General features: G+C 61.0%; 12 protein-coding genes. 3 read left to right on the top strand and 9 right to left on the bottom strand.

Translation table 11 applies throughout. The features are described 5' to 3' along the window. The first annotated feature begins 122 nt into the window (after positions 1–122). A complete protein-coding gene (locus tag ACODTJ_RS16025; protein WP_488849397.1) occupies positions 123–1,022 on the top strand; it encodes an HNH endonuclease in 900 nt (299 codons plus the stop codon). Between the two features lie 439 nt (positions 1,023–1,461). After that, the gene (locus tag ACODTJ_RS16020) at positions 1,462–2,700 is read left to right on the top strand and encodes a hypothetical protein (protein WP_488849395.1); all 1,239 of its coding nucleotides are present in this window, start codon (positions 1,462–1,464) and stop codon (positions 2,698–2,700) included. A gap of 199 nt (positions 2,701–2,899) precedes the next feature. On the opposite strand, the gene ACODTJ_RS16015 is transcribed toward ACODTJ_RS16020, so the two are convergent. The 9 genes from ACODTJ_RS16015 to ACODTJ_RS15975 form a co-directional block, all read right to left on the bottom strand. After that, positions 2,900–3,313: a Zn-ribbon domain-containing OB-fold protein gene (locus ACODTJ_RS16015; protein WP_488849393.1), complete on the bottom strand. Its 414-nt coding sequence runs from the start codon at positions 3,311–3,313 to the stop codon at positions 2,900–2,902. Further along, complete coding sequence (locus ACODTJ_RS16010) at positions 3,310–4,458, bottom strand: thiolase family protein (RefSeq protein ID WP_488849391.1); 1,149 nt, start codon at positions 4,456–4,458, stop codon at positions 3,310–3,312. The genes ACODTJ_RS16015 and ACODTJ_RS16010 overlap by 4 nt, the downstream gene beginning before the upstream one ends. 7 nt (positions 4,459–4,465) lie before the next feature. After that, positions 4,466–5,659: a CaiB/BaiF CoA transferase family protein gene (locus tag ACODTJ_RS16005; RefSeq protein ID WP_488849388.1), complete on the bottom strand. Its 1,194-nt coding sequence runs from the start codon at positions 5,657–5,659 to the stop codon at positions 4,466–4,468. Positions 5,660–5,722: 63 nt separating this feature from the next. Continuing rightward, positions 5,723–6,532, bottom strand: a complete 810-nt coding sequence (locus tag ACODTJ_RS16000) for an ABC transporter permease (protein WP_488849386.1) — start codon at positions 6,530–6,532, stop codon at positions 5,723–5,725. Then, positions 6,529–7,344 carry an ABC transporter permease gene (locus ACODTJ_RS15995; RefSeq protein ID WP_488849406.1) on the bottom strand — a complete coding sequence of 272 codons (816 nt, stop codon included), beginning with the start codon at positions 7,342–7,344 and terminating at the stop codon, positions 6,529–6,531. Before ACODTJ_RS15995 ends, ACODTJ_RS16000 begins: the two co-directional genes overlap by 4 nt. A 79-nt stretch (positions 7,345–7,423) precedes the next feature. Further along, positions 7,424–8,488, bottom strand: coding sequence for an ABC transporter ATP-binding protein (locus ACODTJ_RS15990; protein WP_488849384.1), 1,065 nt, complete (start codon positions 8,486–8,488; stop codon positions 7,424–7,426). A gap of 28 nt (positions 8,489–8,516) precedes the next feature. Then, positions 8,517–8,840, bottom strand: a complete 324-nt coding sequence (locus ACODTJ_RS15985) for a DUF4387 domain-containing protein (protein ID WP_488849382.1) — start codon at positions 8,838–8,840, stop codon at positions 8,517–8,519. A gap of 1 nt (position 8,841) precedes the next feature. Beyond that, positions 8,842–10,185 carry an acyclic terpene utilization AtuA family protein gene (locus ACODTJ_RS15980; protein WP_488849380.1) on the bottom strand — a complete coding sequence of 448 codons (1,344 nt, stop codon included), beginning with the start codon at positions 10,183–10,185 and terminating at the stop codon, positions 8,842–8,844. A gap of 175 nt (positions 10,186–10,360) precedes the next feature. Further along, complete coding sequence (locus tag ACODTJ_RS15975; protein ID WP_488849378.1) at positions 10,361–11,281, bottom strand: LysR family transcriptional regulator; 921 nt, start codon at positions 11,279–11,281, stop codon at positions 10,361–10,363. A 105-nt stretch (positions 11,282–11,386) separates the two neighbouring features. Between ACODTJ_RS15975 and ACODTJ_RS15970 the strand changes: the two genes are divergently transcribed. Continuing rightward, the gene (locus tag ACODTJ_RS15970; protein WP_488849376.1) at positions 11,387–12,442 is read left to right on the top strand and encodes an extracellular solute-binding protein; all 1,056 of its coding nucleotides are present in this window, start codon (positions 11,387–11,389) and stop codon (positions 12,440–12,442) included. The last annotated feature ends 104 nt before the right edge of the window (positions 12,443–12,546 follow it).

Raw genomic sequence — 12,546 nt, 5'->3', positions numbered from 1 at the left:
AGCAATTACCGAGCCGCAGCGCACTGCCGCGAGAGCGGCTTAGTCCTCTGGCGCGCTACTGAATTATTGACCTCGGCATCCGACCTTGCTCAGTTGCCTGCTTCGACGAGATCAGAGCGGGTATGGCCTTCGGCGTCTTTATTCATCGTCAGGATTCGATCTACGACGACAGCCCGGCTGAGCAGTATCAGTTCCCGCGCCAGTATCTCGGCCGTGTTCAAGCCTGCGTCGGCGATTGGATCATCTATTACGAGCCGCGGAAGGTTACCGGGACGCGCGGCTACTTCGCGATGGCCAAGGTCCAGCAGGTGATTCCCGATCCGGCCGCGCCGGGCATGTACATCGCCATCATCGAGCCGGGTAGCTATCTCGACTTCGCCAATCCCGTTCCCTTCGCCAATGCTCAAGGCGTGATCGAGCGTGGCGTCCTGAATGGGGAAGGGCGCATCTCTGGTCGCGCCCAGGCGGCAGTGCGCTCGCTCTCGCCAGCAGACTTCGATCGAATCACCAGCCTCGGCTTGGAAGACCTGGCTCCGCTGCTACCGCGGCTCGATGAGACTGCGGCATCGGATGGTTTCGCGGAGGAACAGGCTCCATTTGTGTTTGAGCAGGCCCGCGAGCGGGCGACGTTCCTTGCCTCGCGGATCGTCCGCGATCGCGTCTTCCGCCGCATCGTGCTGCGCGCTTACGACGAGCGCTGCGCGATCACAGGTCTCAAATTGATCAACGGTGGTGGCAGAGCTGAGGTCGCCGCGGCTCACATTCGTCCCGTCGAAGCGAATGGGCCGGACATCGTCAGCAACGGCCTCGCCCTGTCAGGCACCGCTCACTGGATGTTCGATCGAGGTTTGATCGGCCTGTCCGACGACCTCGATATCCTCATCTCCCGGCAGGCCAATGATGCGGACGGGATACGCAGCTTCATTAACAAGACAGGTCGAGCACTACCGCCGTTACGAGCCCACGATCGTCCGCATCCGCGTTTTCTGCAGTGGCATCGGGAAAATTGCTTCAAACAATGAGCTTCGGCAAATGGGCGCCAAGGCGTACTTGTAACCGCGAGGTAACCACGGACTTTCGGAGTGTCTCGAAAATGGCGTCGGATTATCCGAGCCCAAAAAGCAAAAAGCGCCGGAAGATCCGACGCTTGCATGATTCTCAAGTCCTGAGATTGTCTGGAGCGGGCGAAGGGATTCGAACCCTCGACCCCAACCTTGGCAAGCGATTTACTATGCTGTTCTTGTATTCCACTGCCGTTCGCACCTGTCAATTGGAATGCGCGCACGTCGCTCCGGTGCAAATCACATTAAATGAACTAGCGTGGAACCACCGAACGGCAATCGAATAGCGTGGACACGCGAGACTGCAACCGCGCGGTAACCGCGGAGTTTTCCGGTCTCGCGAAAGTCCGATTGAGGCGGCACGCTGGCAGCGAATCGTCTGCTGCCATTCGGTGCACCTATGTCTTCTCACCTGACCCGCCGTCAGTTGTATGACCTCATCTGGTCGCACGAGATGCCGCAGGTTGCCGCGCATCTCGGTATCTCTGAATGGCAGATTCGGCAGATCTGCGAAAATCACCGCGTTCCTTTACCGACGGCCGCCTTCTGGCGTGACAGAGCTGCGGGAAAACGAGGGAAGCAGGCCATCTTCACAACGACGATGGACGCGATGCTTGAGGTGATCGCCTTCAGCGGCAGCACGCCGATAGCATCCCTTCCCATCGCTGAGCCGGCGCTGGTTAGCCCGCCACCTACGCCGAAGCGCGAACTTCCAAAAAAGACCCGGTCAAAAGGTATCGAGTGGGTGAGGGTCGCCCAGCCGCATCTCGCTCTGCTAGCCGTGGCGAAAGAGCTTCGGGCAAAGAAGCCTGACGATCATGGCGTAGTCATCATCAGCGGCGATACGACCCCGTACACGTCAGTCGGCTTTCCTTCGGTCGAACGCGCCATTTTCGTTCTCGACAGGATTTTCCGTGACCTCGAGACGCGCGGCATCGGCATCAAACTCTCGCGGCAATGGTTCACGGCCACCCGTGGTGACGAGGCGGTCGACTTCAAGCTCTCGGAGAAAATTGCCAAGGTGAAGCACACTCCAACTGATTACGAATTGCAGCAGGAGGCACGTCGACTCCGCTCGGGAGGTGAGAATTACAGCTGGTATTGGAGCAAGGCGTATCCCGAGTTCGACTACCTGCTGACTGGCACGCTCAAGCTATCAATGTCGCTGTGGGGCAGCCACGGCAGCCGCCTCGACTGGCAAGACCGGAAGACATTCTCTCTGGAAGATCAGATCGATGACATCGTCATCGCGTTCGAGGAACGCCTAGAAGCCGACCGGTTACGGAAGATCGAACGCGAACGGGAACGTCGGCTTTCCATCCGTGCCGGCGAAAATCGACGATTGGCCGAATCGCGCCGCAAGCGCGAGGACGAACGCGATGCTCTCATAGGGGAGATTGTCGAGCTTCAGGCCAAAGCCCGCGACCTCTCCGCCTGGATCGATTGGGCCGCGCCGATCGGCGATCCTGAAACGAAGCGCATGTTGGAATGGGCACGCAAACGTTTGGCTGCCATCGAGCGCGCCGTGAACCCTGCCAGCTTTGGCGATTGGTTGCGGGAGAAGAAACTCTTTCCCGAAGTCGATCCGTTCACGCCGCTTCCGGACGACCCCGATTTAGACGCAACTCTAACGCCTTGAGTGAACGGGATTACCGTCGCGCGCCTCTGCCCATTCGCGTGTACAAGAATAATCGCGAGGCTCCGCACCGACACGGTGTAATGCGGACGAGGGGGTTTAGGCCCCTCTTCCGGAATCCAATCCGGAGCGCACCGATGAGCGACGGCCAGTCCAGCGCCGCGACGACAGCCTCGTCGTCGAGGTGGAGTATCGTTCGGCCTCAGGCCGCTAATCGGAAAGCCGGCAGCGGGTAGCGGCGTGCCTCGTCGGGCGGCAGCAGCTCCAGCCTGGCTCCGCTCGCGATCGATGCCGCATCGGCGCCGATGATCCGGCCCAGCAGGCTCGCGCCTTCATCCAGCGCGATTTCGGCGAGGACGATCGGAACCTCCTCGTTAAAGGAAGGATGGTTGGGGCGGGTGATCAGCGAGAAGGACACGATCCGGCCGCAGCCGGTCACCTCCGTCCAGATTAGGTCGGTCGAGCCGGTATAGGGGCAGATCGGCCGGGGATAGAAGAACAGGGGCCCACCGTCGCGGCTCTGCTGCAGCAGCAGCCGGCCCTCGCGCCAGCCCGCCAGGAGCGGCGCATTATCCTCGTCTTCGTAGGGTTGGGGGTAGGCGATCTCAGAGCTCATTGTACAGCCTCCAGGATAATGCTGCTGGCGGAAAGACCATGGCCGTAGCCGACCATGCCGTAACCCGCGACGAGGCCGCGTTTGGCATTGGCGACCTGCCGGTCGCCGGCCTCGCCACGCAACTGCCGCACCGCTTCGGTGACGCTGAGCAGACCGCCCGCGATGCCGGCCTGCCCGCAGGACAATTGGCCGCCGCCGGTATTCAGCGGCAGGCTACCGTCCCAGGAGAAGCTGTTGGCGGCCAGGAAGGCGCTCACCTCGCCCTTCTTGCAGAAGCCGAGATCCTCCAGCTGGATCGCCACCATGATTGGGTAGTCGTCATAGAGCTGGATGAAATCCATGTCCCTCGGACCGAAACCCGCCTTGTCATAGAGCTTTCCGGCAAACGTCTCCCAACCGCCGCGCAGCGGAGCGATTTCCATCGGCGGATGATTATGGCGCTCGAAGCCGGAGAGGATGCGAACGGCCTTCCCGGCCGGCGCGCGGTCCAGCGTGGTGACAACGACCGCCTCGGCGCCAGCGCAGGGCAGTACGCAGTCATAGAGGCAGATCGGGTCTGCGATGACGCGGGCGTTCAAGTAGTCGTCGATCGTCATCGGGCCGCGCAGGAGAGCGTGCTCGTTGCGCTGCGCGCTGCGGCGCTGGTCGACAGAGATGCGGCCGAGATCCTCGCGCCGCGTACCATAGGTCTCCGCGTGCTTGCGCTGGATGATGCCGAATAGGCCGTTGGCGCCGCCGAAGCCGAGCGGCGTGCCATAGTTGCGCAGGCCCCGGCTAAAATTGTCCATCAGCTTGAAGTGGCCGCCGACATCATAATTGTCGCCGGCGATGCACAGCACTGTCGTGGCCTGGCCGCTCTCGATGGCGTGCTTGGCGTTGATGATGCTCGCAACCGGGCCTGCACTCCCAGCGGTGCCGAGATAGGCCCAGGAGACGGAGATGCCGAGCTGTTCCGCCGCCGTCACCGTGTTGTCAGGCGGCAGTTCGAAAGAACAGATCGCCAGTCCGTCGACATCCCTGAAGGACAGGCCGGCTGAAGCCAGCGCCTTGCCCCCTGCTTCCGCGAGAAAGGAGAACAGCGTGCGTGTCGTCCGCTTCTCGTAGGCGGTGTGGCCGTAGCCGGTTATTCCGATGCTGCTTGTCATGACCGCCTCAGATGATGTGGTTGCGCCTGAGGTCTTCGATCTCGGCCGGCGAAAGACCGAGCCAACCACCAAAGACCTCGTCATTGGATGCGCCGGGATCACGCCCCGACCAGCGGATGTCTCCCGGCGTCTCGCTGAGCTTTGGCACCGGCGCCGGCATGCGCATCGGGCCCAATGTCTCGTCAACAAGCGTGCGGACAGCTTCCCGAGCGGCGACATGAGCATCACCCAGCACGTCGGCGATATCGTTGATCTTGCCGGCGACGACATTGTGAGCGACGAGCTTCTCCAGTGCGAGCGCAGTGGGCTGTGTCTTCAGCCAGGCAGCGACCTCGCCATCGATCGCAACGCGATGCGTGACGCGGTCGGCCATGGTCGCGAAGCGGGGATCGTGCTTGAGATCCGAGCGTCCCATAGCATCGACCAAACCTTCGTAAATCCGCTGGGAGCCGCAGCTGATCGCAATCGCGCCGCCATCCGCCGTGGCGTAGACATTGCGCGGAACGTCCTCCTCCATCTGGTTGCCGAGCAGTGGCTTCTTCTGGCCGGTCTGGTCGTAGCGCACGATCACGGATTCGATGATGCGCAACAGCGGCTCATAGAGCGCGACGTCGACCACCTGACCACGGCCGCTACTCTCGCGCCGATGGATTGCCGCCAGGGCGCCGAAAGCCCCGAAGACGCCAGCGAGATAATCGCCCATCGGGAATGCCGAGACGGTCGGCCCCTTGTCGGCATGGCCCGTGAACGATGCCAAGCCCGAGAAAGCCTCGGCGATGGTCGCATAACCGCCCTGCTCGCGGTTGGGTCCGGTCTGCCCCCAGCCGCTGACGCGGACCCAGACGATGCGGGGAAAGCGCTTCGACAACTCCGCCGGATCAAGCCCCCAGCGCTCAAGCGTGCCGGGACGGAAGTTCTCGATGACGATATCGCTTTCACCGATAAGTCGCATTGCGAGTTCGCGCGCTTCCGGCCGCGAAATATCGAGCGTGACGACATGCTTGTTGCGCGCCATCGTCTTCCACCACAGGGCTGCGCCATCCTTGTGCGGCGGCCATTCGCGCAAGGCGTCCGGCTTGCCCGGCTTCTCTACCTTGACGACGCGTGCGCCGAAATCACCCAACATCGAGCCGACGAATGGTCCGGCCAGCATCGAGCCAAGTTCGAGCACCTTGAGGTCCGAGAGGGCACCTTCAGGCATAGTTCGGGCGTGCGCTTCCATGATGGCTCGCTTTCTGGAGGGATAAGAGGCGGCGCTGGCCGCCTATTTTGTGGGTGCGGCGACCCGGTCGATGCCGACGAAGATATCGAGCAAAATTACCGCTACGATCGCGACATAGATCGTTCCGGCGGAGATCGCCGCGACCATGGGGTCGATGGCGTACTGGACGTAGTTGAAGAGCTTGACCGGAATGGGCATCAGCGTCGCGGTCGCGTTGAAAATGCTCAGCTCGACGTTGATCCAAGAGATGATGAGCGCGAATAGAGCACCAGCGACCAGCCCTGGCTTAATGATCGGTAGAGTTACCAGGAAGAAGGTCGAAGTGGCAGAAGCTCCGAGATCGAGGCTGGCTTCCTCCAGCGTCTGGTCGAAACGGGCGAGCGAGGCCAGCACCGTCCGCAGGATGTACGGCACGACGATCACGACATGGCCGACGAGCAGGGCGGTATAGCTGCGCGCAAAGCCAAGCATGCTGGCATATTGCAAAAGCGCGGCGCCAATCACGATCGTCGGCAAGATCAAGGGCGCTAGGAAGATCGTGTTGATGACCTTAGCGCCGGGCAGGTTGCTTCGCGTGATCGCCAGGGCCGCCGGCACTCCAAGCAGAACAGCAATCACCGTTGAACCGACTGCGAGCGAAACGCTAAGTCCGATAGCATCAAGATAAGATGTGTCGGCGAGAAAGCGCTCATACCAACGCAAGGTAAAGCCCACCGGGGGAAAGGTCAGATATTCGGTTTCCGTGAAGGAGACCGCAACGATGATCGCGAGGGGGATGGTCAGGAAGGCTAGGCCTGCCCAGACGAAAGTCACTAGGAAAATGCGGCCAATTCGTTCCGAGAGCGTCATCATGCGCGCACCGCTTGGCGGCCCGTCGGCTGCCGTTCGATGAAGAACAGATAAAGCGCGATCAGCACCAGCGTAACGACAAGCAGCCCCACCGCGAGCGCAGCTCCGAAGTTGAAGTCAAAGAGCGAGCCATATTGCTCGAAAATCGACATCGCCATCACGACGGTGCGGCCGCCGCTCATGATGCTGGGAACCACATAGGCGCTTACGGCGAGTGTGAAGACGATCAGCGATCCCGCGACCACGCCGGGCAGACTCAGCGGGAAGGTCACCTTGGCGAAGGTAACGAACCGGCTCGCTCCCAAATCCAACCCGGCCTCGACCAGCGATTTGTCGATGGTCTGGAGGACGCCTGCGACCGTCAACACCATGAAAGGCACGAGGATATAGGTCAGGCCGATGATGATGCTGAGTTCAGTGAACAGGATAGGGATCGGCCTGTCGGTGAGTCCGAGCGCCATCAGCGTCGTGTTCACCAACCCCTGCCGTCCGAGCAGAATCATCCAGCCGAACGAGCGCACGATGTTGCTCGTGAACAGCGGCATGAGTACCAGGATATAGCAGAGGCGCCTGGCCGCGCGGCTGCTCACCACGTTCACGATGTAATAGGCGATGGGATAGCCGATCGCGAAGGAGACCAGCGTCGCGATCAGCGAGAGCTTGAACGTCACGTAGAGGACGCCGGGATAGTAGCTGTCGCCGAGAATGCGGGCGTAGTTCGCCAGGCTCCAGACGCCTTCCTTTGTCTGGAAGCTCGCAACGACGACAACAAAGAAGGGCACAAGGAAGAACGCTGCCATGAAGGCAAGGGGCACGCCGATCAAAAGGGCGGCCCAGCCGTTGCGGATTCTCATCGCAAAGCCTCCCTCGGCCTATCGTGGACGGCGAGCGCGCTCATTTAGTCAGCACCCGACCGCTGTCGCGGTGCCAGGACAGCACCACCTCGTCGCCCACCGTGATCGGTGTATCGCCCGCGAGCGATGCCTTCTGAGCGACGATCTCCTGACCGTCGGTTGTAACGGCGTAAATCCGAACGATTCCGCCGGCGAAGACGATTTCCCTGACGCGTGCGGGCGTCGAGACGACATCGTCAGCGGGGGCTGCTGCGTGTTGGGCGTTGACTGCTTCCGGACGCAAAAGATAAGTCGCCGTCGTACCGGGCCTGGCGTCGTGATGCGCCGCAATCGACAGCGATCCGACAGACAGTGATCCATCCGTCGCGACGGTCGCGGCCAGCAAATTCGCGTCCCCGATGAAGTCGGCTACATAGCGCTCGGCCGGTGCATGATAGATGTCCCGGCCGGAGCCGATCTGCGCGATGCGGCCAGCATCCATCACAGCGATACGATCGGCCATCACCAGGGCTTCCTCCTGGTCATGCGTGACGAAGATGAAGGTGATGCCGAGTTTTTGCTGAAGAGCTTTCAGCTCGATCTGCATCTGCTTGCGCAGCTTGAGGTCGAGCGCGCCAAGCGGTTCGTCGAGCAGCAAAACCTTCGGGCGGTTCGCAATCGCGCGAGCCAAGGCGACGCGCTGCTGCTGCCCGCCCGAGAGCTGCGACGGGAAGCGCTCGGCATAAGCCGCCATGCCGACGGTCGAGAGACATTCCTCGACGATCGAGGAAACGTCGCCGGCAGTCTTGCCCGCGCGCCGCGGGCCGAAGCCTACATTCTGCTCGACGGTCAAATGTGGGAACAGCGCGTAGTTCTGGAAGACTGTGTTCACCGGCCGACGGTTCGGCGGCAGGCGCTTCATCGATCGGCCATCGATCAGGATGTCGCCATCGCTGAACTCGACGAAGCCGGCGATAGCGCGCAACAGGGTCGTCTTTCCGCAGCCGCTAGGGCCCAGCAGAGCCAGGAACTCGCCTTCCGCCACATCGAGCGAGATATCGTTCAGCACCACGAGATCGCCATAGCGTTTCGTCAGGTGTTCGACTCTGATGTAGCCCTTGTTCATCGACATTCCCGGCCCTTCGCGCGTCATTTCAGGCTACGGGTATCGGCATATTCATCAGCGGAACATGTTGCTGGCAGCCATACATGTCTCCTTCCCCAGCCGATCCCTGTGCGCGAGGGCGCTTGATCGTGATCTTGATGGCGTTTGCCATGTCGATCTCGAAAAAGGACGAAATATCCGAAACCGAAAGTCCGTAGGCCTTTGCGACGCTTTCGGGAGTGATCGCGCCGGAGGAGCGGATCGCTTCGTAATTCGCCTTCTCCTTGCACAGGATGTCGAAGGTGATGCGATAGGGGCCGGCGTTCTTGCTGCGGACGATGTCCGCAATCTCGCGGAGGGGACGGACGCTCATCTCACAACTCCTCGATGCTGACGGGGAAAAGCTCGGTCGGCGAATCCACCTTCATCAGGTGATAGGCGCTGAACTCATAGACCGGGCCGACATCGAGGTCGGAGGGCGAATAGGGAAAGGCCAGATTGCCCGAGGGATTGATGATGCCCTCGTAGTGATGGTGCAGCATCGCTCCACTGATCTGATGGCAGGCTGCGTGGGCAAGCTCCTGGCTGGCCGCGGTCACCTCGATCACGAGCCCGACCTCGCGTTGCAGGTCTTTGTCCCGCTCCAGCTCCTTCATCACACCATCCCGGCCATAGACATGGAACTGGATCGAGATTGGAGACGGTGCAAAATAGTCCGTCGCTCGCTGCTTGAGCTGATCCAGAATGCCGTCGAGTGCCGCGATGGTCGTGGGACAACGAATGCCGGCGATTGAGATCGAGCGGTAGCCTGACAACCGCGCGCCCTCGAGCTTGACGTAATAATCCTCCGTTTCGGTCAGTTTCGCGCCCCTAACTCGAACCTGCCTTTCGCCGAGCTGCTCAAACGAGCAGGCGGTGAGATCGATTTCGTGGCCGGGCCCCCCCTGCTTGAAGGGGTTCTCGCGCTCATAAAGTGAATGCGCGGAGACCGACTTGACCGAAGCTCGCCGACCGGTACTGCCCGGCTCAAGCACGAAGCTGTCTTCGTGAATCGTGCCAAGCATCACGTCCATGGCGAAGGGTTCGGCGGAGAACGCTCCGCATTCGAGGATCTTGCCCATGTGGATCGCGAGCGCGGGATCGGCACCCTTCCAGATCGGATAGGCGGCGATCACCGAGTCATCGCAGGCACGGCCGGCGATGATGACGTCTGCGCCGGCGTCGAGAGCTTCGCAGATCGGCTCGTGCCCCATCTGAGCAACGAGGGTGACTGTCTGGTCCAGTGCTTCCTGTGTCAGCGGATGGCCAACCTCGAAGTCGATCACCTCGCCCGCTGCGACCGCACGCTTAGCACGCTCGATCGGAATATCGGAGCGAATGGTCGCCAGCTTGACCTTCAAACCCCTCTCTTTGGCAATCTCGCGAACCAGAGCGGCAGTCCGATCGACCTGCACCCCGGAACCTGCTCCACCCACGCTGCCGACAATGACTGGTATTCCGGCCTTCTGCCCGGCGCTGATCAAGGCCGTCAGCTCTCGCTTGATGCTGACATCGGAGACCAGAGGTTTGCCCGAGCCGAGATAGTGAGGTCCGGGATCGGTCGAACCAGCATCGACCGCAATGACCGCGGGATTGAGGGACATGCCCCGCGCCAGGGCTTCATCACCAAAGCCATAGCCCAGGGTTCCCGTAGGGGTTAGCACGGTGATGGCGGGCATATTTGACCTCGATCTTTCGCTCGGCCGGAAACGGTGGAATTCGCCAGTTTCCAGCGAAATCTTCGGCTTCCATTGAGCGATCAAGGTCCTCGGGGGTCAAATTGCTTCTGACAGGTCAGCCATAACCACCGGATATGTCTCGGCGGTGACTGCGCGAGTCATGCTGCACAGAACGTCAAAGATCGTCGCCGATCGCTGCCGACATAGCCGCAATTTTCGTGGTCAGATTTGATCGGACATGCTCCGTGAGCGCCTTCGTCGCAAGGGACGGTTCGCGGAAGCTGGGCATGACGACCCACACGTTGAAATTCACCACCGGACGAAACGGCCTGACGACCAGCTGATCGGATGTGAACCCTTCAGTGCTGAGCGGATCCACGATCGACACGCCCACCCCGGCCGCGACAAACGAACAGCACGCCTCGGTGAGCTGGACCTTGATGACGATGTTTCGCTCTGAGCCATTTTCGGCGAACACCCGGTCGATTTCCAGCTGTGCCCGATCTTCATCGACCATGCCGATGAAGCGCTCCCCATGCAGGTCGCGGGCATGGATTACCTCACGCGACGCCAGGGGATGGTCCGGTGCCATCGCGCAGACAGCCTTCATCGAGCACAATATTTCAAAATTCACACCAGCGCGGTCCGGTGCGAACATCCCGAAACCGAGGTCGAACCCTTGCGTGGCGACGGCCTCTACGAGAAGCCAGGAATTCCGGCTGGACATCTCGATCCGCAAACCGGGCCTGGTGGCCAGAAATCCGCCCAGGATAGGCGGCAGAACTCTCGCCGCCAGCGATGGATACGAAACGAGGTTGATCTCGCCATAATCAAACTGCTTGATGGCCCGGGCCCGCGCAGAAACGGATTCCACGCTCAGAAAGACCCGCTCGACCTCGGAGTAGAGCATTTGCCCTTCGGATGTGGGCACAACCCCGTTCTTCTGCCGATGAAACAGCGAGAAGCCGCATTTTCGCTCGAGCAGGAAGATCAGTTTGCTGACGGCGGGCTGCGATAGGCTGAGCTTCTCCGCCGCTCTGGTGAAGCTGCCCAATTCCATGATGGTTTTGAAGGCTTCAAGCTGTCGGATGTTCATAGCGAAAAGTTATCTCAGAGCCTTCGATTTCAATTTGATGCGGAACTCAAGCCGAGTCCTCATACCTCTCTCAGGGGAAATAAGCCAAACGGCGAAGGAAAAGCCATGACGCATTTCAAGGCAAAGCGGCTCGCGGGCACGATTTCGTTCGCCGCGCTCGCAGGGTTCGCGACCATCGCCGCAGCCGAGGACTCCATCACGGTCGCCACATATGGTGGGGAATGGGGCGCTGCGATGCAGGCCTGCATAATTGATCCTTTCACCCGCGACACCGGCGTGCGTGTGACGCCTGAGCCTGGGGTCTCGGGTGTGACGCTCAGCAAACTTCGTCAACAGAAGGACGCTCCCTCGCTGGATGCCGTATGGATCGACGGCGGCGTTTCCGAAATCGCGGCGGCCGATGGCGTGGTCGCAGCGGTCGATCCGGTGAAAGTACCCGCCGTGTCCGGCATGGTTCCCGAGGGTGTCTACAAAGGCACCGACGGCAAGATCTTCGCGCTAAGCACGGGCTTCTATTCACTCGGGCTCGCCTACAACACCCGCGACATCAAGCAGGCGCCGGCCTCCTGGCTCGATTTGTGGAAGCCCGAATTCGCCGGCGCGGTGACCTTCCCCAGCCCGTCCAATGCCATGGGCGTGCCGTTCATCGTGCACCTTGCGGGGCTGCTCGGAGGCAATGCGGATAACGTCACTCCCGCCTTCGAGAAACTCAAGCAACTCAAGGTTTCCGCCTATTTCGATACAGCAGGCGCGGGAACCAATCTGTTCCAAAGCGGCGAGGTCATCATCGGCGCTCACTACGCCAGTTCCGCCTATGCCATGCGCGACCAGAAGCTTTCGGTCGCATTCGTTGTGCCGAAGGAGGGAGCAATCGGCGGTGACATCCGGTTGCATCTCGTGGCCAACAGCAAGAAACAGGCGCTGGCAGAGAAATTCATGAATTATGCGATTGGCAAAACACCAGCCAAGTGCATGGCAGAGAAGATCTATGTCGGGCCGGCGACAGCGGCAGTCGAACTGTCGGACAATGCCAAGCAGCGCATGCCCTGGGGCCAGGATGGCTCGATCAAGAGCCTGGCACTGCCCGACTGGAACAAGATCAATGCAAACCGCGCAGCCATCATCGAAGCCTTCAACAAGACAGTAGTCGCCAAGAAATAAGCCCAGCCGTGCGGTCTCCGAAGTCGCGGCAATGGCGGGCGGATCAGCCGCCCGCCATCGAGCTGTCACAAACAGGCCGCGGATGAAATCTTGCAACTCGGCGC

Source organism: Allobosea sp. FG18 (genome assembly GCF_057809495.1).
This window is presented reverse-complemented; position numbering and strand designations above follow the sequence as displayed.

Coding starts and splice junctions, on each gene's coding strand:
- ACODTJ_RS16025 (WP_488849397.1), top strand. CDS start 123: ATGGCCTTCGGCGTCTTTATTCATCGTCAGGATTCGATCTACGACGAC.
- ACODTJ_RS16020 (WP_488849395.1), top strand. CDS start 1,462: ATGTCTTCTCACCTGACCCGCCGTCAGTTGTATGACCTCATCTGGTCG.
- ACODTJ_RS16015 (WP_488849393.1), bottom strand. CDS start 3,313: ATGAGCTCTGAGATCGCCTACCCCCAACCCTACGAAGACGAGGATAAT.
- ACODTJ_RS16010 (WP_488849391.1), bottom strand. CDS start 4,458: ATGACAAGCAGCATCGGAATAACCGGCTACGGCCACACCGCCTACGAG.
- ACODTJ_RS16005 (WP_488849388.1), bottom strand. CDS start 5,659: ATGCCTGAAGGTGCCCTCTCGGACCTCAAGGTGCTCGAACTTGGCTCG.
- ACODTJ_RS16000 (WP_488849386.1), bottom strand. CDS start 6,532: ATGATGACGCTCTCGGAACGAATTGGCCGCATTTTCCTAGTGACTTTC.
- ACODTJ_RS15990 (WP_488849384.1), bottom strand. CDS start 8,488: ATGAACAAGGGCTACATCAGAGTCGAACACCTGACGAAACGCTATGGC.
- ACODTJ_RS15985 (WP_488849382.1), bottom strand. CDS start 8,840: ATGAGCGTCCGTCCCCTCCGCGAGATTGCGGACATCGTCCGCAGCAAG.
- ACODTJ_RS15980 (WP_488849380.1), bottom strand. CDS start 10,185: ATGCCCGCCATCACCGTGCTAACCCCTACGGGAACCCTGGGCTATGGC.
- ACODTJ_RS15975 (WP_488849378.1), bottom strand. CDS start 11,281: ATGAACATCCGACAGCTTGAAGCCTTCAAAACCATCATGGAATTGGGC.
- ACODTJ_RS15970 (WP_488849376.1), top strand. CDS start 11,387: ATGACGCATTTCAAGGCAAAGCGGCTCGCGGGCACGATTTCGTTCGCC.